This is a genomic window from uncultured Tateyamaria sp. (assembly GCF_947488715.1).
Classification (GTDB): Bacteria; Pseudomonadota; Alphaproteobacteria; order Rhodobacterales; family Rhodobacteraceae; genus Tateyamaria.
Map to the genome: position 1 here is coordinate 249,757 of NZ_CANLAG010000003.1, position 21,521 is coordinate 271,277.

The following is a 21,521-nucleotide window of genomic DNA, read 5'->3' on the forward strand; positions in this document are numbered from 1 at the left end:
TGCGCGCTTTGTTGCATCGTTGCAATAAATATTTTCACGCCCTGATTTAGCGAAAAAGTCAATTAAATCCATGTTCTTGCCGCATTGCAGCGAGAGTGGAGTGCAAATTTTTGCATCGTTGCAACCCGATTCGGAATTGCCTTGTCTGGTCAGGGCTGTACCAATATCACTGTACAAATTTTCAAATCCACACGCGGGGCACCCCGTCTCATGGCAGGCAAGTCGAACAAGCCGCCGACGCTGAAAACGATATCGGAGTTGACGGGCCTGAGCCTGTCGACTGTGTCGTTGTCGTTGCGTGATGGCAGCCGTTTGAAGCCCGAGACCCGTGACAAGATCGCCAAAGCCGCCGCCGAAGTGGGCTATGTGCCGAACCGGGCCGGGGTGCGGTTGCGGACTGGGCAGACCAATGTGCTGACGCTGGTGCTGTCCCCGGCCAAGAACACGATCGACTATACCCGGCAGTTGATCGAGGGCATCGGCCTGCATCTGTCGGGGTCGAAATACCACCTGAACGTCATCCCCGACCTGCAAGGGGCCACGCCAGAGGAATCGGTGCGCTATGTGTTGCAGAACCGGACGGCGGACGGGATCATCCTGACCCATACCAGCGCGCGGGATCCGCGGGTGCAGATGCTGATCGATGCGGATTTCCCGTTTGTGTCCCACGGGCGGACGGAGTTTTATGCGCGCCATGCGTTTCACGATTTCCATGCAGAGCGGTTTGTCGAAATGGCGGTAGAGCGGCTGCTGGAAACGGGGCGGCGGCGGTTCGTGCTGGTGGCCGAGGATGACGCGACCACGAACTTTTCCAAGATCGCCAGCACGTTTCACCGGACGCTGGCCCGGCATGGCCTGACGGGCGAAGTGGCGACGGAGACGGGTATTCTGGTGTCCACGGACACCGCGCGCAGTTTTGGTCACGCACTGGCGGTGCGGCCAGACCCCTTTGACGCGGTGATCAGCAACAACGAACTGGCGACGCTGGCGTTGATGGGCGGGATGTCGGACGCGGGGCTGGTGCAGGGCCGTGACTATGCGCTGATCTGCCGCCAGACGACCGATATCCTGCCGACGCTTTATCCGACCATCGACACCGTGGCCGAGGACCTGGTGGCCACGGGGACAGAGCTGGCGCGGTTGTTGATCGGGCGTCTGGGTGACGCGCCGGTCGAAACGCTGCAAACGCTACACGAACCGCAGGCGCGGTGGCGCAGCAGTTAAGCTGCGCCCCGGATCAGGTCAGAGGCCTTTTCGCCGATCATGATGGCGGGGGCGTTTGTGTTGCCGCTGACGATTTCCGGCATGATCGAACAATCCGCCACGCGCAGCCCGGCGATGCCGTGCACGCGCAACTGGTCATCCACCACCGACATCTTGTCATTGCCCATCTTGCAGGTGCCTGTGGGGTGATAGATCGACGCGGTGTTGTTGCGCGCCCAGTCGAGCGTGGCGTCGTAGTCGTCCATCGGCAGGTCCGAATGTGGGCGGTATTCCTCGGAGATTTTCGAGGTCAGGGGGGCGTGCCGGGCGATTCGCCGCGCGATATTGACCCCTTCGACCACCGTGCGACAGTCGGTTTCGGTGCTCAGATAGTTCGGAATGATCTTGGGATAGGCGCGACCATCCTTGCTGGACAGACGAATCTCGCCCTTGGATTCGGGGCGCAACTGGCACACCGACATGGTGAAGGCGGAAAACGGGTCCGCGCCTTTGCCGGGGTTCTCGGCTGACAGGGGCTGCACGTGGAACTGGATGTCCGGGGTTTCCAGATCGTCACGGGTTTTCATGAACCCGGTGGCGAGGCTGGCGGCCATGGTCATGGGGCCTGCGCGGAACATCAGATACTTGAGCCCGATCTTGGCCTGACCAAAGAGGCTGCGCACCTCGTCGTTCAGGGTGGGTTCGTTGCATTTGTAGACAAGACGCGCCTGCAGGTGGTCCTGCATGTTCTTGCCCACACCGGGCAGGTCGGCCACGACGTCGATGCCGTGTTCGCGCAGCTGTTCGGCCTCGCCGATGCCCGACAGCATCAGCAACTGGGGTGAATTGATCGCGCCGCCGGACAGGATGATTTCCTCGCGGGCGTTGACGGTCTGCCATGCGCCGCCGCGGTCCTTGTAGGTGACGCCGGTGGCACGTTTGTCGGTGATCTCGATCTTTTCGACCTGCGCATGGGTGATGATATGCAGGTTTTTGCGGTCTTTTACTGGATTCAGGAAGGCCACAGCCGACGAACAGCGCCGTCCGTTGCGCGCGGTCAACTGGAAAAAGCCCACGCCTTCTTGTTCCGCGCCATTGTAATCGGGGTTGAATTTGTAGCCCGCCGCTTGTGCTGCCGCGACCCAAGCGTCGGTGATGGGGCGCTGGATTCGCATGTTGGAGACGGACAGACCGCCCTGATCGCCGTGAAACTCGTCTGCGCCGCGCTCGTTTTTCTCGGACCGTTTGAACAAGGGCAGGACATCATCCCAAGCCCAGCCACGGTTGCCCATCTGCGCCCAGCGGTCGTAATCCTGCGGTTGTCCCCGCACATAGAGCAGCCCGTTCAGCGACGATGATCCGCCCAGAACCTTGCCGCGCGGCCATTCGATCGACCGACCGTTCAGGCCGGGATCGGGCTCTGTTTTATAGCACCAATCGACGCTCGGGTTGTGGATTGTCTTGAAATAACCCACCGGAATATGGATCCATGGGTTCAGATCTCGTCCGCCCGCTTCGAGGAGAACGACGGTCTTTGTTGGATCAGCACTCAGCCGATTCGCAATGACACAGCCCGCAGAACCGGCCCCTATAACGATATAATCGGCGTCCACCACGCATCCTCCCTCGCATTAAGTGAAAAAAAGACTAGGCAGATTGTCTCGCTTGCGCTAGCCTTTTCTGAGATAAAACGTCTCAATAATATGCATCAGGGAGGATAGCATGGGAATCAGTGACAAAATCAACGGCATTTCCCGCCGGGATTTGTTCAAGGTGGCTGGCCGTTACGGCATGAGCTCGACGCTTCTGGCGGCGGGTGGTTTTGGTGGGGCAATGAGCCTCGCAAACCTCGCATCGGCAGCAGAATCGACATACGAAAAGCGCTTTGCCAAAGAAGCCAAGCACACGCTGAAGTTCGGCGCTGCGGGCTTTAACGCACGCAACCTGCTGATCGAACGCGCCGGCGCGCTGGAATTTGCACGTGACCTGGAAAGCCGCACAGACGGTGAAATTCGCGTTGAGTTCATCGGTGACAACCAGATCTGTGGTCAGGTGTCCTGCGTTGAGAAAGCCCAGCAAGGTATCGTCGATATCTATGCGGCTTCGACACAGAACTCTGCCGGTGGTGCGCCGTATCTGAACGTGCTGGACTATGCGTATATGTTCCGTAACCGTGCGGACCAGTACCACTTCCTGTACTCGCCCAAGTCTCAGGCGCTGCTGCGTGAGCCCTATGAGCGTCGTCACGGCCTGAAGTTCCTGTTCAGCCACGCTGAACTGCGCGGGATCCAGTTGGGTCTGGCATGGGAAGACAAGGAAACGGTCACATCGGTCGAGCAGCTGTTCGGCACGAAAAACCGCGTCACCGGCACCCAGTTGGGCCGGATCGCAATGACCGCCCTGAACCTGAACCCAGTTCCGGTTGCTTGGGAAGAAACGCTTGACGGTCTGAAGCAGGGCCTGATCGACGGTGCGGAAACATGGGCCTCGGCCGTGGCATATGCCAACATGTCGCCTGTTGTGTCTCAGTCGGTTCACCTGAACTTCTTCTGCGGTACAGAGCACACAGCCATGAACGCATCCGTGTTCGACGGTCTGAGCGGCGAACTGCAAGACGCTGTGATGGAATCGTCCTACTGGGCACAGACACACGTGCAGGCCGCAAACGAAGCCGCACTGGTCAAAACGGTTGGTCAGTCCGACCCGCAGCTGCCGAACACGATCTTTGCGCAAAACAACGTGCGCAACGCGTTCCTGTCCGACGCCGAAATCAAGAAGGCCGAGGAAATGTGTTCGCCCGAGTTCCAACCACAGCTGTGGGAAGAATGGCGCGAGCGCATCAACGGCTGGCAGGGTGGCGCAGACACCTATCAGGAAATCTACGACGAAGTCCGCACAATCGACGCGAACACGTTGCCTGAGAACGTCGAGCCCCGCCGCTGGTGGAAAGCTTAATCCACGATTGAGCGACAGAAGCCGACCCCGCAACAGGGGTCGGCTTTTTTGTCATCAGAACGCGAAAACGCGTCATAGTTGACAAATTAGAATCAAAGGGAGGGGCGCCAGATGTCAATCTGGGCGGATATGTCCACCATCGTCACAGCGACGGTGAGCGGAGACATCAACTTTAAAGTTGTTCAAGCATACAGATCGGATGCGGCGTGGCTGGTGTTCGGGCCGATCACCGTGATCGGCGCGATTTTCATTTATTACCTGTACAAGGTCGCCCCATGGCTGGACAAACATCTGGAGCGCACCATCGCGGTTGCGGCCTATATCCTGATCGCCACGATCATCTTTGTCGGCGTGATCCAGCGTTTTGTGTTTTCGTCACAGGTGCCGTGGTCGACGACGATCCCTCCGCTGATCTTTATGATCATGTCGTGGTACGGGTGTTCGTACAACGTCAAGCTGCGCACCCACCTCAGCTTTAGCGAATTCCGCGCCAAGATGAGCCACAAGGCCCAGTACTGGTGCTTGGTGATGGACAACGTCCTGTGGTTCACCTTCTGCATCATCTGCGTGACCACGATGTCGCGTATCACCGTCAACACCTATGACAACTTTGCCATCGTGCTGGGCACCGACGACATCATGCGTTGGTGGTTCATCGTGACCATGCCGATCTGTTTCGTGCTGATGGCCGGACGGGTTCTGAGCAATGCGATTATCGATCTGCGCAAGTTCCGCAACAACGAGACACTGATCGAACAAGCCGTGATCGGGGGAGACGCGTGATGACCGATGGAAGCTGGATTACACTGATATCACTCGCGGTGACCGTGCTGTTTATGCTGGGCACGCCCGTGTTGCTGGTCATCTTTTACTGGTCCGTGGGCTGTAGCCTCGTGATCGGCCTGACCCTTGATAACGCGGGCAACGAATTGCTGAACGTGTTCAAGGACGGCTTTGCCCTGCTGGCGATGCCGCTGTTCATCCTGACCGGGGACCTGATCAACAAATCGGGGATTGCCAAACGCCTGTCTGATTTTGCCTATGCCTGCCTTGGCTGGCTGCGGGGCGGTCTGGCCATGGCGGCCATCGGGGCCTGCGGTCTCTTTGCCGCGATTTCGGGCTCGAACTCGGCCACGACGGCCACCATCGGTTCGATGCTGCACCCTGAAATGACCAAGGGCGGATACGACGAACGCTTCTCGGCGGCCACCGCGGCTGCGGGCGGTACAGTCGGGATCATCATCCCGCCGTCGATCATCTTTATCGTCTACGGTTTCCTGATGAACTTGCCGATTTCGGACCTGTTCATCGCGGGTATCATCCCCGGCTCGCTGATGGTTCTGGCGATGATGGCGATGTGCTTTATCGTGTCGACCATCAACAAGTGGGGTTTCCTGATCAAGCTGTCGCCGTTCCGGGTCTTCAAGACCGCTGTGGGCGCATGGTTGGGCTTCTTTGCCATCGGTCTGGTGCTTTGGGGCATCTACACCGGCAAGTTCTCACCGACCGAAGCGGCCGGTGTGACCGTGGGCTTTGGTATCATCGTGGGCGTGATCAGCTATCCGCTGAACAAGCTGATGGGCACGGATCAAGCCGCGCCTGTGGATGAAAAACCCTTTGCAGCGATGGTTGTGGTCGAAGGGTTCCGCCTGCGCGATGTGCCGAATGTCGTCATGCGGTCGGCCCAGATTGCGGGCATCCTGACGCCTCTGATTGCCGTGTCCATCGTGATGCAGCAGGTGCTGGGTGCGCTGGGTGCGTCCGAGGTGATCGGCGATCTCCTGCGCAGCATGGGTGGCTACTTCCCCGTTCTGTTCACATCGATGGCCATCGTCTTTGTGGCGGGCATGATCCTGGAATCACTGCCGGTGACGATCATCCTTGCGCCTATTCTTGCGCCGATTGCGGCCAGTGTGGGCATCGATCCGATCCACTTCTCGGTTGTGTTCCTCGTAGGGGCTTCCATTGGCTTCATCACGCCGCCATATGGTCTGAACCTTTACGTGGCGTCCGGAGTGACGGGTGTTCCATACTTCCGGCTGCTGCGGTATTCGACGATGTATCTTGCGTCACTCATCGCTGTTTGGGTACTCGTGGCGCTAACACCTAACCTGGCACTGATGTTGCTGCCCAACTAAGGCGAGAGGCTATGCCGGACGATCACCGCCCCCGTAAGGAACACCAGATCCCCACCAATCTGCGCTTGCTGATGGTGATGGAAGAGGTGGCCAAGCGCGGGGTGGCGGTCAAGCCCACGGATCTCATTGATGCGCTGGGTCTGCCGAAACCAACCGTGCACAGGCTGCTGCAAACAGCCGAAGCCGAAGGGTTCCTGCAGCGTGATCTGGATGGCCGCAGCTATGGCCCGGGCCCGCGATTGCGGGCCCTTGCCGTGTCCACGATGTCGTCCGAACATCTGCGCACCGCGCGTCTGACCATCCTGCGCGGCGTGGCCGAAGAGATCGGCGAGACCTGCAACCTGGCCACACCGGACCGCGAGGGGATGACCTATCTTGACCGGGTGGAGACCGAATGGCCGCTGCGCATCCAGTTGCCCATTGGCACGCAGGTGCCGTTCCACTGCACCGCGTCGGGCAAGATGTACCTGTCGACCCTGCGCCCGCACGTGCTGCGCTCTATCCTGACGGCGCGCCCGCTCGAGGAACGCACCGAGGGCACGCTGACGGACATCGAGCGGATCAAGACCGAGCTGGAGGCCACGCGCCAGCGCGGCTATTCGACCGACAACGAGGAATTCATGGCCGGTATGACCGCCGTGGCCGTGCCGGTCTGGGATGGCAATGGCAAGCTGTTGGCGACCCTGTCGGCCCACGCGCCGATGCAGCGCCGGACCCTGACGCAGTTGATGGATTACCTGCCTGCGCTGCGCCGCGGGTCAGAGGACCTGACCAAGCTGCACTGCGCCTGACAGCACCTACAATCCGTGAAACTGGTGCTTGTCGAGCAGCGCCACCAACATATCCCGCGCCGCGCGCCGGTGGGCGTGGTGCGTGTCATGCGCCCGGCTCACATCCCCGTCGGCAATGGCCTGCAGCACGATGCGGTGATCGGCGTTTGATTTCGCGGGCTTGGGACGGATGAACAGGGTGGTGGCCCGTGCGCGGCGCACCTGATCGCGCATCACGGAAACGATCATGCTCAGCCGCGCGTTGCGCCCCAGCCGCACCAGTTCGCGGTGAAACCGGTCATCGGCATCGGCCCAGGCGCGCAGGTCGTCGGCGTCCAGTGCCGCATCCATGTCCGCAATCGCCTTGGCCAGCGTTTCAAGGTCCGTGTCCGAATAACCCGCCTCGGCGGCGCGGGCGGCGGCCAGGCTCTCCAGTTCGGTGAGGATGTCGTAAATGTCGCTCATGTCCTGCGCCGAAACGGGGCTGATGCGGATGCCCCGGCGCGGGCGCATCTCGACCAGCCCCTGTGCCTGCAACATCAGCGCGGCCTCGCGCACCGGCGTGCGGGACATGCCAAGGCGTTCGGCCAATTCGGTTTCCAGGTGGTCCGAGCCGGGTGTGAGTTCTCCGGCAAAGATCATCTGCCGCAGGGCCGACATCGCCCGTTCCACATTTGTCATTGCACCCATCACATCCCCCCAATCGCCAGTTTCCGACCCTCTTGCGCAGAGGCATATATGGCGTCCTTGATCTCGATCACAGTCAGGTAGTCGCGCGCGGTGTTTTCGGGGGCACCCTCCCCGGCAAATGCCGCCGCCACGTGGCTTTGCAGCGCGTGCACGCAGTCGCCGCCAAACCCATCCCAAGTGTCCGGCCCGCGCAGGGTCTGCACTGCGCTTGCCCCAAACGCGCGCAGGGTCACCGCGCCGTCACCGCCCAGGTCCAGCACACCCTCGGTGCCTTCGATCCGGGCCTCACCCATGGTGCGGCGCAGGTTGTCGGCCACGTGGTCGAGGTGCCGATTGCCGTCAAACAGCGCCCGCACCCCGCTGGCATGATCAAAGATCACGTGGCCCGCATCCTCGCCCGCGATCACCGGGTTGATGCGGCGCAGGTCGGCATAGACATGCGTCGCAGGGCCAAAGAGGTACTGGAACGTATCGACCCAATGCACCGCCGTTTCATGGATGAGAAAGCGGGGCATTTGCTGAAAATAGGGCTGGCGGTCCAGATAGGCGTTTGGCCCCTGACCGTCGCCGGGGCGCAAGCGGAATGTCGCGTTGAGCACGGTGCCGATCCGGCCTGCGTCGAGTGCCGCTTTGATGGTGCGATACCAGGGCTGAAAGCGGAAATTTTCGTGCACGATCAACGTGGCACCTGCCGCCTCTGCCTCAGCCACGATCGCGCGAGCCGCGTCCATGTCGGTGCAGAACGGTTTTTGACAGATGATCCAGCGCACACCATGCGCCAGCGCAGTGCGGATGGCCTCGGCGTGTGCGGGGGGCGGCAGGATGATGTCCAGCAGATCCGGTGTTGTGTCCGTCAGCATCTGCGCCAGATCGGTGAAGGCAGGCGCGCCGGTTGCCTGCGCGCGCACAGCGTCCCGGTCACAGGCCCCAACAACCTGCGCATCCGCGATCCTGTGCCAGGCGTCATAGTGGAACTGGCTGAAATAGCCGGCCCCCAGACAAGCCACGCGCAGGGTCATGCCAGCGCTGCCTTGACGGCCGCCGCGACGGCGGCTGTGCCGTCGGTGCCGCCCAGATCACGACTGCGCACGGTACCGGCGGTGATCACGGCCTCGACCGCTTCGCGCAACCGGACGCCGTCGCGGGTCAGCTCGGGGGCGTCATGCCGCCCACCCAGCCATTCCAGCATCATCGCCGCCGACAGGATCATCGCCATCGGGTTCGCCACACCTTGCCCGGCAATGTCGGGGGCCGATCCGTGGCAGGGTTGGAACACCGCATGATCGTGCCCGATATCCGCCGAAGGGGCCAACCCCAGCCCGCCCATCAACCCCGCACCAAGGTCCGACAGGATGTCGCCGAACATGTTCTCGGTCACCATCACGTCAAAGCTCCAGGGGCGTTCCACCATCCACAGCGCGGTGGCGTCCACATAGGCGTGATCGGCGGCGATATCGGGGTGTTTGGCGGCCTCGGCATCGAACATCTCGCGGAAAAAGGCAAAGGCGCGGAATACGTTGGCCTTGTCCACACAGGTCACCTTGCCCGGTCCGCGCCCCGCCGCTTTGCGCGACTTGGCCAGATCAAAGGCGAACTTGAACAGCGGCTCGGAAATGGCGCGGGTGATCAGCAGCGTCTCGCGGGCCTCGTCCTCTGTGACCTCGCCCCGGCCCTGGGTGTGAAACAGCCCCTCGGTGCTTTCGCGGATCAGAACGAAATCCACCGGCTTGTCAGTGGCCAGCGGGGTGGGGTGTCCGGGCCGGATCGTCACCGGGCGCACCCCGGCAAACAGCGTCAGTGCCTTGCGCAGGTCGATCTGTGGCGAGATTTCGGTGCCATCGGGATAGCGCACGTCCGGCAACCCCATGGCCGACAACAGGATTGCATCCGCCCCGCGCGCCGTGTCCATGGACGCGGTCGGAAAGCTCTCTCCGGTGCGGGCATAATGCGCGGCCCCTGCAGGCGCATCCACAAATCGCAACGCATAGGACGCAGGTTCGGCCAATGTCAGCAACAAATCGACCGTTGGGGCCATGATCTCCGGGCCAATCCCGTCGCCTTCAAAGACGGCAATTTCATAGGTGGTTTTCATGGGCGCGGCTCCGTTTGGTGTTAAACTGGGAAAGCTCTCGCCATCCGGTATGCGTCTGTGTATACATTAATGGATGCACATGTAAATTCCCAACCGCGCCCTTTTGCGCAAAACCGAAAGACACCGCACGATGCCTTACGCCGTCACCGTCATCTTTGCCATCAAACCGGGCAAGATCGACGACTTCATGCCTCACATCCTCGCCAATGCCCGCGCCTCTGTGGCGCACGAGCCGGGGTGCCAGCAATTCGACGTGTGCACGGATCGTGCCCAGCCCGACACCGTGTTCCTTTATGAGCTCTACGACGATCTTGCTGCATTCGAGGCGCACCAGCAGATGCCGCACTACCTCGCCACAGGTCCAAAGATCGCGGACCTCGTCGCCAACAAGACGCTGCGCACCTTTGAACGGGTCGACAAATGACCAGCCCCGATTGGGAAGTCTACGCGATCAAATACGCCGACCGGAACGCGCGGACACGGGCCGACAGCTTTATCTTTGACGACAACCACGACGCGCCGCACGCCATGGACTATTTCATGTGGCTGATCCGGGGGCAGGGGCGGGTGATCCTTGTGGACACTGGCTATGACAGCGCCGAGGCCGCCGCGCGCGACCGCCCCATCCGGCTCGATCCGGGGGCGGCGCTGGCGCCCTTTGGCCTGACACCCGAGGATGTGACAGAGATCATCGTCACGCATCTGCACTATGACCATGCGGGTGGGCTGCATCTGTTTCCCAACGCGACGCTGCACCTGCAAGCGGCTGAAATGGCCTATGCCACTGGCCCCTGCATGTGCCACGACACGCTGCGTATGCCCTTTACGGCGGGCCACATCTGCGAAGCGATCCAGCGGCTCTATGCGGGCAAGGTCACGTTCTATGGCGGCGATGCCCAGATTGCTGATGGCGTCACGGTGCACTGCATCGGTGGGCATTCGCGGGGGCTGCAGGCGGTGCGGGTCCGGACACAGGCGGGGTGGATGGTGCTGGCCTCGGATGCGGCGCATTTCTACGAAAACGTCGCGGCGGAAAAGCCGTTTCCCATCGTGGTGGATTTGCAGGACATGCTGGACGGTTTTGCGACGCTGCGGCGTCTGGCCAGCCGTCCGCAACTGATTGTGCCGGGCCATGATCCGCTGGTGCGCACCTATTTTGGCACTGCGATGGCGTCGCATATTCATCGGCTGGATGTTGGCCCCGTGCGCGACTTTGCGATGTAACAAAGCCCAAGACCGTTTGCCCAAAAGCCGGGCAAACGGTGTGTTTATGCCGAAAAACCCGTAACACTTGCCCCGAAATGTCACGTGGGTGCGAGGGCGCGGCTTGCATCATTGCTGCATTGCCGCATCGTGCCTACCTGTTGTGCAGTCGCGATTTTCCGCGCCGCAGCAATTCGAAAGAGGGACAGCATGACACGCACCGCAATCATCACCGGATCGACCAGCGGGATCGGGCTTGGCATTGCCGAAGCCTTTGCCGCGCAGGGTATGAACATCATGCTGAACGGGTTCGGCGACGCCGACGAAATCGAGGCGACGCGCGCGGCCCTCGACGCGGTGTCGGATGGCACGGTGGCCTATCACGGTGCAGACATGACCAAACCCGAAGAGATCGAAGACCTCATTCGCACCACCGAAACCATGTTTGGTGCGGTGGACGTTCTGGTCAACAACGCGGGCATTCAACACGTGTCCCCGGTTGAGGACTTTCCGCTCGCCAAGTGGGATGCAATCATCGCGATCAACATGTCCTCGGCCTTTCACACGATCCGCGCGGCCCTGCCGGGCATGAAGGCGCGCAAGTGGGGCCGGATCATCAACGTGGCCTCGGCACACGGCCTTGTGGCATCGCCTTTCAAGTCGGCCTATGTGACCGCAAAACACGGCATCGTCGGCCTGACCAAGACTGTCGCACTCGAGGCGGCAGAGGATGGCGTGACCGTCAACGCCGTCTGCCCCGGCTATGTCTTGACGCCGCTGGTCGAGGGACAGATCCCCGACACGGCCAAGGCCCGTGGCATCACCGAAGACGAAGTGAAACGCGACGTCCTGCTGGCGGCACAACCGACCAAGGAATTCGTGACGGTCGAACAGTTGGGCGCGCTGTGCACGTTCCTCGCCTCTGACGGCGCAGCCTCCATGACCGGCACCGCGTTGCCCGTCGATGGCGGCTGGGTTGCGCATTAGGAGGGGCGGAGATGTCCAAAGCTGAGGGCCGTTCGAAGCGGCACGAAAAGTCGATCAACCTCGCCCTGCAGGGCGGGGGGTCGCATGGGGCGTTCACCTGGGGCGTGCTGGACCGCATGTTCGAAGAGGACCGTCTGTGGATCGAAGGGATCAGCGGCACCTCGGCGGGGGCGATGAATGCCGTTGTGGCGACGCAGGGCATGTATGACGCCGGTGCCGCCGGCGCGCGTCAGGCGCTCGAGGATTTTTGGCGCGCGGTCAGCGTGGCCGGCCAGGGCAGCCCGATCCAACGCACGCCGTTTGAAAAGATGATGGGGTCGTGGTCGCTCGACCTCAATCCCGGTTACGCAATGATGGACATGATGAGCCGCATGGCTTCGCCCTATGACCTGAACCCGATGGGGTTGAACCCGTTGCGGGACGTGGTTGAGGGGTTCATCGACTTTGACAAGGTCGCCAACTGTGCGGACATGGGTCTCTATATTTCGGCGACCAATGTGGAAACGGGGCGCGCGCGCGTCTTTCACCGCGAAGAGGTGACGCTGGATGTGGTGATGGCCTCGGCGTGTTTGCCATCGATGTTCAAGGCGGTCGAGATTGACGGGGTGCCCTATTGGGACGGGGGGTTCATGGGGAACCCGGTGCTGTTCCCGTTCATCGATCATTCGCCGTCGTCGGATATCGTGATTGTCCAGATCAACCCGCTGTTGCGGCCTGGAACGCCGCGCCGCGCGCGCGACATCCAGAACCGTGTGAATGAGATCACGTTCAACGCCTCGCTCTTGCGCGATCTGCGCACCATCGATCTGATCCACCGGTTGATCGAGGATGGCGCTCTGTCGGACAACGAATACAGGCGCATGAACATGCACATGATCGACGGGTGCGACGACATGCTGGCGCTGGATGCGTCGTCCAAGCTCAACTCGGAATGGGCATTTCTGATCCATCTGCGCGACCTGGGACGGGCGCATGCGGACCGCTGGTTGGGCGCGCATTTCGACCAGATCGAGAAAGAGAGCACGCTGGACCTGCGTGCGCTGTTTGACGATTTTGGCGCCCCGCATGGGGGCAATGCGGTTGAGTTGAAATCCCGAAAGGATTGATCCGATGACAGGCCGAACCGGAATGCACGGGCCCGCGATTGCGGCGCGCGACCTCAGGGATTTTGCCCAAGATAGCGGCGCCCGTGTAGGGCATGAAACCATGGGATCGTCGGGGCGTCTTTTGGGTTCTGCCATGATCGTTCTGGCGGGTGTCCCCGCGGGGACAGATTTGGGAAGTGTTCAAAATCAGAGTGTTACGCTGATGCGTTTGGGAAATATTAACCTTTGGAACGAGGACGTGGGCGCGTGGCAAGACCGCGCCACATTGGTTCCGGGTGAGCAGTTTTCGCGCCGTGCCAGCGCCGTTGAGGCGCGGCCCGTTCAACACGCAAAAGGAGCATAGATCATGGCCGTGACCGCGCAAATGACGGGCCTCGCGCCCGAACTGGCCAGCAAGACGCCGGAGGATCGGCGGATGGTGATCCGCAGGTCCACGATGATCGCGTTGATTGCCTTTCTCACGTTGATCGACCTGTTTGGGTCGCAAGCGTTGCTGCCTGTGTTGGTGCAGACCTATGGGGTGAGCCCGGCCGCGATGGGCTTTGCGGTGAACGCATCGACCATAGGCATGGCGCTGGCATCGCTGGTGGTGGCCGTCTTTGCCCGACGGATCGATCGAAAACGCGGCATCTGGATGTGTCTGGCGATGTTGAGCATTCCGACCATGCTATTGGCACAACAGCCGGATCTGACCACCTTTACGATGCTGCGGATCGCGCAGGGCGTGTTCATGTCCGCCGCGTTCACGCTGACTCTGACCTATCTCAGCGAGGAGTGTTCGCTGACGGCTGTGGGGGGCGCGATGGCGGCCTATATCACCGGCAATGTCGCCTCGAACCTGTTTGGGCGTCTTTTGGCCTCGGGCTTGGCGGACAATCTGGGGCTGGCCCAGAGCTTTTACGGGTTTGCCGTGTTGAACTTGTTCGGGGCGTTGGCCGCATACCTCTATATCGGCGGGCGGGACGGGGCGCGGGATGGCGCGGCTCAGGATGCCGGGTCGGTTGTTGCGGCGTGGAAGGATCACCTGACCAACGCGCGTCTGGTCGCGATGATCGGGATCGGATTTATCCTGTTGTTCGTGTTTGTCGCCACGTTCACCTATGCCAATTTCATCCTGAGCGAGGCCCCCTTTGCCTTGCCGCAGATGTACATCGGGTTGGTCTATTTCGTTTTTGTGCCTGCGATTTTCACCACGCCGCTGGCGGCGGTATCGGTGCGCCGTTACGGCGCGCGGGCCAGTTTCCACGGTGCGATTGCGGTATCTCTTGTGGGACTTGTGTTGCTGCTGATGCCGGTTTTGGCGCTGTTTCTGCTTGGTTTGGCTTTGGTTGGGGCGGGTCTGTTTTTCGCCCAATCGGTGGCCACGGGATATGTCGGGCGCACGGCGACGCATGATCATGCTGCGGCCAACGGGCTGTATCTGGCCAGCTATTATGCGGGCGGGATCGCCGGGGCCTTTGTCATCGGACGGGTGTTCGAGGCGCAGGGGTGGTCGGTGTCGGTGATCGTCTTGGCCGCCCTGACCGTTGCGGCGTGGGTGTTGTCGTTGCGCATGACGCGCTGAGCGGTGGTGCCGTCAGTCGACCATGTGGCAGGCCACGCGGGCGTCGCCGACGCGGCGCAGCTCGGGCCGTGTGGTGCGGCAGATGTCTTGCGCCAACGGGCAGCGCGGGTTGTAGGCGCAGCCGGGCGGCGGGTTGATCGGGTCGGGGATTTCGCCAGTGGGCGGTGTGACTTCGCGCCCGAACCCGTCGAGTTTCGGCGCAGCCGCCAGAAGCATTTGCGTATAGGGGTGTTTGGGCGCATCAAAGAGCGTGTCGGGGTCCGCCTCTTCGACCAGGCGGCCCAGATACAGCACGCCGATGCGGTCGGCCATGTGCTGCACAACGGTCAGGTCGTGGCTGATGAAGAGGTAGGTGAGGCCAAATTCGTCCTTGAGGTCGCTCATCAGGTTGAGCACCTGTGCCTGTACGCTGACGTCGAGCGCGCTGGTCGGTTCGTCGCAGACGATCAGCTTGGGCTCGGAGGCCAGCGCGCGGGCGATGCAGATCCGCTGGCGTTGGCCGCCTGAAAATTCGTGCGGGAACTTGCCTGCGTCGCGGGCAGCAAGGCCCACCTGTTCCAGCAGCTTTTCGGCCAGCCTCTTGGTGTCACCGCCGCGCGCGGCCACGGGTTCGGCGATGATGTCACGCACCCGCCAACGCGGGTTGAGCGAGGCGTAGGGGTCCTGAAAGATCATCTGGATGTCAGAGCGGATGCTGTCGATCTTGGCCGCGTCGGTTTCGCGGGCAAGGTCGATGTCGCGGATTTCCACGGCCCCTTCGGAGGGCGGCAGCAGGCCCACCAGCATCTTGCCGATGGTGGATTTGCCCGACCCGGATTCGCCGACGAGGGCATAGACGGTCTTTTCCTCGATCTCGAAGGAGACGTTCGACACAGCGGTCAGCATCGCCTTGGGACGGCGTTCGATGACCCGGTTCAGCCAGGGTTTGGAGACGTCGAAGATGCGGGTGAGGTTGCGGATGTTGACGAGGGGCATCAGGCGACGGCCTCGCGCGTGATGGGGTGGAAACAGGCGGCGCGCCCTGCGCCGTCAGCGATCCGTGGGCCGGAGTCTTGCTTGCAATCGTCCTGCGCACGCGGGCAGCGCGGGTGAAAGGCGCAGCCCGTGGGCAGTGCGTCCAGCCGCGGCATCGCGCCGGGGATCTGGTGCAGCCGGTCCTTGCCGCGCGAGGCCAGCGGGGTCGAGCCCATCAGCCCGTCCGTATAGGGGTGCACGGGGGCGGCCAGCACCTCGCGCACGGGGCCAAGTTCGGCCAGTTGGCCCGCGTACATCACCGCGACACGGTCGGCGGCCTCGGCGATCACGCCCATGTCGTGGGTGATCAGCATGACGGCGGTGCCACGTTCACGGCAGAGTTTCTTGAGTAGAGCGATGATCTGTGCCTGCACGGAGACATCAAGCGCGGTGGTCGGCTCATCGGCGATGATGAGGCTGGGTTCCGCGCACAGAGCCAGCGCAATGACCACCCGCTGTCGCATGCCGCCGGAGAACTCGTGCGGATAGCTGTCAACGCGCTGGGAGGCGCCGGGGATGCCGACCTCTTCCAGCGCGGCGATGGCCCTTTGGCGCGCGTCCTGGGCCGAGATGTCGAGGTGGGCGAGCATGGTTTCGGTCAATTGGTCACCGATTTTCAGCAGTGGGTTGAGCGAGGTCAGCGGGTCCTGAAAGACCATCCCGATATCCTTGCCCCGGAGCCTGCGCATGGCGTCGCCCTTGAGGTGGTCGATGCGGGTGCCGTTGAGGTGGATTTCCCCAGAGGCGATATGGGCGGGCGGATTGAGCAGGCCGATCACCGCATTGCCCGCCATGGACTTGCCCGCGCCGGATTCGCCCACGACGCCCAGGATTTCACCGGGCGCGATGTCGTAGGAGACACCGTTGACGGGCCGCAGCACGCCGTGCCGGGTGGGGATGTCGACGGTAAGGTCGCGGATGGAGAGGGTGGGGGTGGTCATAGGCACGGGTTCCAAAGAGGCTTGCGGTCCACCGAGAGAATCTCGTCTATCTCGGCGCGATAGGACATCGGGTCGCTTTCGATGTCTTCGACCATGCGCAACCAGCCTTCAGTTTCGAGTGTCTGGCAACTGGTGCCCTGCAAGTCGGTTTGCTGCGCCTCGAACGCCGCCAAGGATGCTCTTGTCTCGCTTGTGTTGCGCCGAACAAAAGCGCGATGCTTGGCCAAGCTGTCCGCCAGCGATGCCCTGGCTGTGGCGTGGTTGGGTAGACACGTTTCTTGCACTTTGCCAAGCATGGCTGTGATGACATAGGTGCACCAAACAGCGCCACGCGGATCCCATTCGGGGATGGGTTGCTGCGCAGCAAGTGCAGACGGGTGAACCAGTGTTGCAATCAGCAATAGAACCTTGGGTCTCATCACCGCAACCTCGGGTTCAGCGCGTCGCGCAGCCAGTCGCCCAGCAGGTTGACGCTGAGCGCGAGGGCCAGCAGCGTCACGGCGGGGAACAGGAGGATCCACCACTCGCCCGAAAACAGGAACCCTTGGCCGATGCGGATCAGGGTGCCCAGCGAGGGTTGTGTGGGGGGCGCGCCGACACCGAGGAAGCTGAGTGTGGCTTCGGCGATGATGGCCAGCGCCAGTGAGATGGTGGCGATCACCAGCACGGGTGACAGCACGTTGGGCAGGATGTGGCGCACCATGATGGCGGGGCCTGTGCGGCCGATCAGCTTGGCGGCGGCCACGTATTCCTTGTTCTTTTCCACCAGTGTGGCCCCGCGCACGACGCGGGCGAACTGGACCCAGTCGGACAGGCCGATGGCGATGATCAGCACCCAGATCGCCATCTGGTCGCGGTATTCCACCGGGGTCACACCCTTGGCCACGCCAAAGATCAGCATCGCCACAAGGATCGAGGGGAAGGTCAGCTGCACATCCGCCACGCGCATGATGATCGTTTCGGTCCAGCCGCCCACATAGCCCGCAAGCAGGCCCAGCGTGATGCCCAACACCATGGCAAAGGCCACAGCCGCCGCCCCCACAAAGAGCGAGATGCGCATCCCGTAAAGGATGGTGGAGAACACGTCGCGCCCTTGGTCATCGGTGCCGAGCCAGAAGCTGTCGCCGGTGAAGGCATTGGGCGTCATGGGGCGCGAGAACCCGTTCATCAGGTTCAGCGAGGCCGGATCAAACGGGTTGTAGGGCGCGATCAGCGGGGCAAAGACGGCCCCAAGCACGAGGATCAGGGTGATGGCAAAGCTGACCACCGCGACAGGCGAGCGTTTGAACTGGTAGACAAAGTCCGATTGCAGCGCGAGGGACAGGCGGGACGGGTCCTTGGGTGGCGTGATGTCGGTCATCTTAGTGGCCCCCCGTCCGGTCCACGCGCAGGCGCGGGTCGATGGCGAAATAGAGCAGGTCAACGATCAGGTTGATGCCGACGAACATGACCGAGATCAGCATGAGGTAGGCGGCCATGACAGGGATATCGACAAACTGGATCGCGTTGATGAACAAGAGGCCCACACCCGGCCACTGAAACACCGTCTCAGTGATGATGGCAAAGGCTATGATCGAGCCCAGTTGCAGGCCCGTCACCGTGATCACCGGCACCAGCGTGTTTTTCAGCGCATGGCGGAAGTTGACCGCCCGTTCGCGCAGGCCGCGCGCGCGGGCAAAGCGGATATAGTCCTGCCGCAGCACCTCGAGCATTTCGGACCGGACCAGGCGCATGATCAGCGTCATCTGGTAGAGGCCCAGTGTGATGGAGGGCAGGATCAGGGCCTTGAGGCCCGAGGCGGTCAGAAATCCGGTGGACCAGGCCCCTATGTCGACGGTCTCACCCCGTCCGAAACTGGGCAGCCAGCCCAGTTCGACCGAGAACAGGTAGATGAGCAATATCCCGATGAGGAAGGTGGGCAGGGACACCCCTATGAGAGAGGCGGACATGATGACATTTGCGCCGATCCCGTTGCGCCGGATGGCGGTGAACACGCCCAGCCCGATGCCGATGGAAATGGCGAGAAAACCGCTGACCGCGGCGAGTTCCAGCGTGGCGGGCGCGCGTTCGATCAGGATGTCGGAGACGGGGCGGCCCTGGCGATAGCTGACGCCGAAATTGCCCTGCACCGCGCCTTCGAGGAACTTGTAGTACTGCACAACAAAGGGTTGATCGAGGCCCAGCACCACGCGCAGCCGTTCGATATCGGCCTGCGTGCGTTCCTGTCCTAGCATGTTGTCGATGGGATCGCCGACAAAGCGGAACATGGAAAAGGCGACAAGGCCCACGACCAGCAGAACCAGGGCGGATTGCGCAACACGTTGGATGACATAGGCGAGCATTTGCCCAGCAGATATCGCTGGGCGGGTGGGGTCAAGCGGAAAGCGGCGCGTGTTGCGCGCCATTGGGTGCGCTGCCGTTATTCTGGCTTTTGCAGGTGCCAGACATGTTCGACCGGGTACTCTTTGGCCCAGTCGGCGGGAATGGCCGCGCGGGTGCCGCCCGCATGCTCTGGCGCATAGAGTTCCTGATACCGGGTGACGGCAAATCCAATCTCGGCAAAGAGGTCCATCCAGCCGGAGGTCGTCAGGTTGAAGCACACGCCTGTGGGTTCAAACTCTACTTCGGTCCAGTCGGCGCCCCACATGTTGCGGTAAGGGCGGTGCAGTGCGTTGTCCGCCGGGGATCCGTCGAGCGGTGCGCAGATCAGCGACAGGGGGTGGTTGCCAAGGAACACCAGCCGCCCGCCGGGGCGCAGCAGGCGCCATGCCTCGCGCAGCCATGTGTCGGGCGGGCACCAGATGGATGCGCCATATTCCGAGATGGCAAAGTCAAAGCTGGCGTCGGGCAGGCCGGTGGCTTCGGCATTGCCGTGGATGAACGTGATCGGGGCGTCGTGGTCGGTGGCGAGTTTTCGTGCGGTTGCCAGTTGCTCGGCCGAGATGTCGATGGCTGTTACCCGCGCGCCGCGTTTGTGCATCCACCACGACACGTAGCCCGTGCCGCAGCCCAGTTCGACGGCATCCATCCCCTGCATATCGCCGGGCAGCATGGCGACGGTGGTTTCGGAGTTACCCCAGGTGCCCCATTCGGGCGTCTCAAGACCCCAGAGACGGTGGGCAACGCCGACCCAGTTGGGCGCGTCCTCGTTCCAGATGTCTGTGTTGATTGAGAGATAGTTGCGTTCCATGGCCGTGAAATCCCGCGCTGCGTTTGCGGCAGTCTAGCATGGAACGCGGTCCGTGGGCCGTCTTTCAGGCCCACGGTGTTGATCAGTTCACGGTGACCCAGCGCAGGATAAAGAAGTTGTCCGGACGTTGGGTCAGGTCCACGTTGGATTTTGCTCCCCAGACCAGCGGTTGGACATACATCGGCACATAGGCCACTTCGTCCTGCAGGATGCCTGTGACTTCGTCCAACATCGCCTGGCGTTTGCTGTCGTCGATCTCGGATTGGATCATGGGCAGCAATTCATCCACACGGGCGTTGGAGAACCCGCCAAAGTTCCACGAGCCCAGTTTCTTTTCCTCGTTCGGGGTGGAGGCCAGGAAGCGGATTGGGTGTTCGGCGTCGAAGGTGCCCGGCGACCAGCCTAGCAGGTACATGTCGTAGTTGTCGGCGCGCAGTTCGGGCCAGTAGTTCTGGACCGGCATCGCGTCGAGCACGGCAGTGATGCCCACTTGCGCCAACATGCCCGTGACGGCCTGACAGACGGCTTCGTCGTTCAGGTAGCGGTCGTTGGGGCATTTGAGGCCGAACGAGAATCCGTCGGCATAGCCTGCTTCGGCCAGCAGCGCCTTGGCGGCCTCGGGGTCATAGGCCGGGCGATCAGCCAGAGCGGCGGAGTAGCCGCGCATCGCGGGGCTGACCAGCTGGCTGGCGGGTTCGGCATTGCCGCGCATGATGGTTTGCAGGATCGCGGGCACGTTCACGGCTTGTGCGACGGCGCGGCGTACGCGGGCGTCGGCAAAGGGGTTGGCGTCGGTGGTCTCGGCCGAATACTTCAGCGCGTCGGCTTCGTGCGGGAAGCCCAGCATGATCACGCGCGCCTCGATGCCCTGGATCACCTTTACGGCGTCATTGCCGGCCAGACGTGCGGCGTCCTGGATCGGCACGGGGTTGATCAGGTCAACGTCGCCGGACAGCAGGGCGGCCACAGCCGTCGCCGGGTTCTGGATCGGGGTCAGCTCGGCGCGGGTGATGTTGTGCGTCGCCTCATCCCACCAGCCCGCATGGGGTTCCAGCACGGTGCGCAGGCCGGGCTCTCGCGCGGTAACCATGAAGGCGCCAGTGCCGTTGGTGTTCAGCGTGGCGAAGTTGCCGTTTTCCTTGTCGGGCAGGGCCGTGCCATTGGCCTCGGCCCAGCCGCTGTCCATCATCATCCAGTTGGCGATGCTGTCGGGAAAGATCGGGTTGGGCGCGGATGTCATGATGTCGACGGTGTAGTCGTCGACCTTGACCACCTCGGAGACGGGCGCGAACCAGCTGCGGGTGTCCGACGCCTCGTCGCTGGCGCGTTGGTAGGAAAACACCACGTCATCGGCGTTGAACGCCTCGCCGCCGTGGAATGTCACGCCCTGGCGCAGGGTGAACCGCCAGCCATCGCCATCGCCGATCGGTTCCCAGCCGGTGGCAAGTGCAGGCTCGATCGCCATGTCTTTGCCGCGGCGTACGAGGCCCTCGTAGACGTTGTTGAGAAAGCCAAGAACCGGAGCGGAGTTCACCGCATGCGGGTCCATGGTTTGGGGGTCGGTGGTTTCGGCCCAGCGGAATTCTTCGGCAAAGGCAGGGGCGGCCAGAACGGTGCTGGCCAGCAAAAAGGCGCGTATCATCTGTGCGGTCCTCGGGTTGGTGTCGG

At 62.2% G+C, this 21,521-nt stretch carries 21 protein-coding genes; 10 read left to right on the plus strand and 11 right to left on the minus strand.

Going from position 1 to position 21,521, the window contains the following annotated elements:
* The first annotated feature begins 210 nt into the window (after positions 1–210).
* Positions 211–1,224, plus strand: a complete 1,014-nt coding sequence (locus Q0936_RS09140; RefSeq protein ID WP_299296849.1) for a LacI family transcriptional regulator — start codon at positions 211–213, stop codon at positions 1,222–1,224.
* On the opposite strand, the gene Q0936_RS09145 is transcribed toward Q0936_RS09140, so the two are convergent.
* Positions 1,221–2,816 (minus strand): choline dehydrogenase, encoded by a 1,596-nt coding sequence (locus Q0936_RS09145; RefSeq protein WP_299296883.1) that lies wholly within the window; start codon positions 2,814–2,816, stop codon positions 1,221–1,223. The two genes, Q0936_RS09140 and Q0936_RS09145, sit on opposite strands and share 4 nt — an antisense overlap.
* 109 nt (positions 2,817–2,925) lie before the next feature.
* Between Q0936_RS09145 and Q0936_RS09150 the strand changes: the two genes are divergently transcribed.
* From Q0936_RS09150 to Q0936_RS09165, 4 genes are all read left to right on the plus strand, one after another.
* Complete coding sequence (locus tag Q0936_RS09150; protein ID WP_299141654.1) at positions 2,926–4,158, plus strand: TRAP transporter substrate-binding protein; 1,233 nt, start codon at positions 2,926–2,928, stop codon at positions 4,156–4,158.
* 111 nt (positions 4,159–4,269) lie between these two features.
* Positions 4,270–4,941 (plus strand): TRAP transporter small permease subunit, encoded by a 672-nt coding sequence (locus tag Q0936_RS09155; RefSeq protein ID WP_299296847.1) that lies wholly within the window; start codon positions 4,270–4,272, stop codon positions 4,939–4,941.
* Entirely contained in the window at positions 4,941–6,296 is a 1,356-nt protein-coding gene (locus tag Q0936_RS09160) for a TRAP transporter large permease (protein WP_299141647.1), read from the plus strand. Before Q0936_RS09155 ends, Q0936_RS09160 begins: the two co-directional genes overlap by 1 nt.
* Positions 6,297–6,307: 11 nt before the next feature.
* Positions 6,308–7,087, plus strand: coding sequence for an IclR family transcriptional regulator (locus tag Q0936_RS09165; RefSeq protein WP_299378040.1), 780 nt, complete (start codon positions 6,308–6,310; stop codon positions 7,085–7,087).
* Positions 7,088–7,093: 6 nt separating this feature from the next.
* Here the strand turns inward: Q0936_RS09165 and Q0936_RS09170 are convergent, their stop codons facing one another.
* From Q0936_RS09170 to Q0936_RS09180, 3 genes are read right to left on the minus strand one after another with little or no spacing between them, the layout of a single operon-like run.
* Positions 7,094–7,756, minus strand: a complete 663-nt coding sequence (locus tag Q0936_RS09170; RefSeq protein ID WP_299141642.1) for a GntR family transcriptional regulator — start codon at positions 7,754–7,756, stop codon at positions 7,094–7,096.
* Positions 7,756–8,775: a Gfo/Idh/MocA family oxidoreductase gene (locus tag Q0936_RS09175; protein ID WP_299294471.1), complete on the minus strand. Its 1,020-nt coding sequence runs from the start codon at positions 8,773–8,775 to the stop codon at positions 7,756–7,758. Before Q0936_RS09175 ends, Q0936_RS09170 begins: the two co-directional genes overlap by 1 nt.
* Complete coding sequence (locus Q0936_RS09180) at positions 8,772–9,848, minus strand: isocitrate/isopropylmalate family dehydrogenase (protein ID WP_299294469.1); 1,077 nt, start codon at positions 9,846–9,848, stop codon at positions 8,772–8,774. The genes Q0936_RS09175 and Q0936_RS09180 overlap by 4 nt, the downstream gene beginning before the upstream one ends.
* Positions 9,849–9,978: 130 nt before the next feature.
* Here Q0936_RS09180 and Q0936_RS09185 point away from each other — a divergent pair, with 130 nt between their 5' ends.
* From Q0936_RS09185 to Q0936_RS09205, 5 genes are all read left to right on the plus strand, one after another.
* Positions 9,979–10,272, plus strand: coding sequence for a putative quinol monooxygenase (locus tag Q0936_RS09185; RefSeq protein WP_299294467.1), 294 nt, complete (start codon positions 9,979–9,981; stop codon positions 10,270–10,272).
* A complete protein-coding gene (locus tag Q0936_RS09190; RefSeq protein WP_299294465.1) occupies positions 10,269–11,072 on the plus strand; it encodes an N-acyl homoserine lactonase family protein in 804 nt (267 codons plus the stop codon). The genes Q0936_RS09185 and Q0936_RS09190 overlap by 4 nt, the downstream gene beginning before the upstream one ends.
* A gap of 189 nt (positions 11,073–11,261) precedes the next feature.
* Complete coding sequence (locus Q0936_RS09195) at positions 11,262–12,038, plus strand: 3-hydroxybutyrate dehydrogenase (RefSeq protein WP_299294463.1); 777 nt, start codon at positions 11,262–11,264, stop codon at positions 12,036–12,038.
* An 11-nt stretch (positions 12,039–12,049) separates the two neighbouring features.
* Positions 12,050–13,144, plus strand: coding sequence for a patatin-like phospholipase family protein (locus Q0936_RS09200; protein ID WP_299294461.1), 1,095 nt, complete (start codon positions 12,050–12,052; stop codon positions 13,142–13,144).
* Positions 13,145–13,490: 346 nt separating this feature from the next.
* Positions 13,491–14,708, plus strand: a complete 1,218-nt coding sequence (locus Q0936_RS09205; protein ID WP_299294459.1) for an MFS transporter — start codon at positions 13,491–13,493, stop codon at positions 14,706–14,708.
* A gap of 12 nt (positions 14,709–14,720) precedes the next feature.
* On the opposite strand, the gene Q0936_RS09210 is transcribed toward Q0936_RS09205, so the two are convergent.
* From Q0936_RS09210 to Q0936_RS09240, 7 genes are all read right to left on the minus strand, one after another.
* Entirely contained in the window at positions 14,721–15,683 is a 963-nt protein-coding gene (locus tag Q0936_RS09210) for an oligopeptide/dipeptide ABC transporter ATP-binding protein (protein WP_299294457.1), read from the minus strand.
* On the minus strand, positions 15,683–16,663 hold the full coding sequence (locus Q0936_RS09215) for an ABC transporter ATP-binding protein (RefSeq protein WP_299294455.1): 981 nt from the start codon (positions 16,661–16,663) through the stop codon (positions 15,683–15,685). Before Q0936_RS09215 ends, Q0936_RS09210 begins: the two co-directional genes overlap by 1 nt.
* Positions 16,660–17,082, minus strand: coding sequence for a hypothetical protein (locus Q0936_RS09220; protein ID WP_299294453.1), 423 nt, complete (start codon positions 17,080–17,082; stop codon positions 16,660–16,662). The genes Q0936_RS09215 and Q0936_RS09220 overlap by 4 nt, the downstream gene beginning before the upstream one ends.
* The gene (locus Q0936_RS09225; RefSeq protein WP_299141626.1) at positions 17,082–18,023 is read right to left on the minus strand and encodes an ABC transporter permease; all 942 of its coding nucleotides are present in this window, start codon (positions 18,021–18,023) and stop codon (positions 17,082–17,084) included. The genes Q0936_RS09220 and Q0936_RS09225 overlap by 1 nt, the downstream gene beginning before the upstream one ends.
* Before the next feature lies 1 nt (position 18,024).
* The gene (locus Q0936_RS09230; protein WP_299141625.1) at positions 18,025–19,005 is read right to left on the minus strand and encodes an ABC transporter permease; all 981 of its coding nucleotides are present in this window, start codon (positions 19,003–19,005) and stop codon (positions 18,025–18,027) included.
* A gap of 77 nt (positions 19,006–19,082) precedes the next feature.
* Positions 19,083–19,853, minus strand: coding sequence for a class I SAM-dependent methyltransferase (locus Q0936_RS09235; protein ID WP_299294451.1), 771 nt, complete (start codon positions 19,851–19,853; stop codon positions 19,083–19,085).
* 82 nt (positions 19,854–19,935) lie between these two features.
* Positions 19,936–21,495: an ABC transporter substrate-binding protein gene (locus tag Q0936_RS09240; protein ID WP_299294449.1), complete on the minus strand. Its 1,560-nt coding sequence runs from the start codon at positions 21,493–21,495 to the stop codon at positions 19,936–19,938.
* Positions 21,496–21,521: the final 26 nt, after the last annotated feature.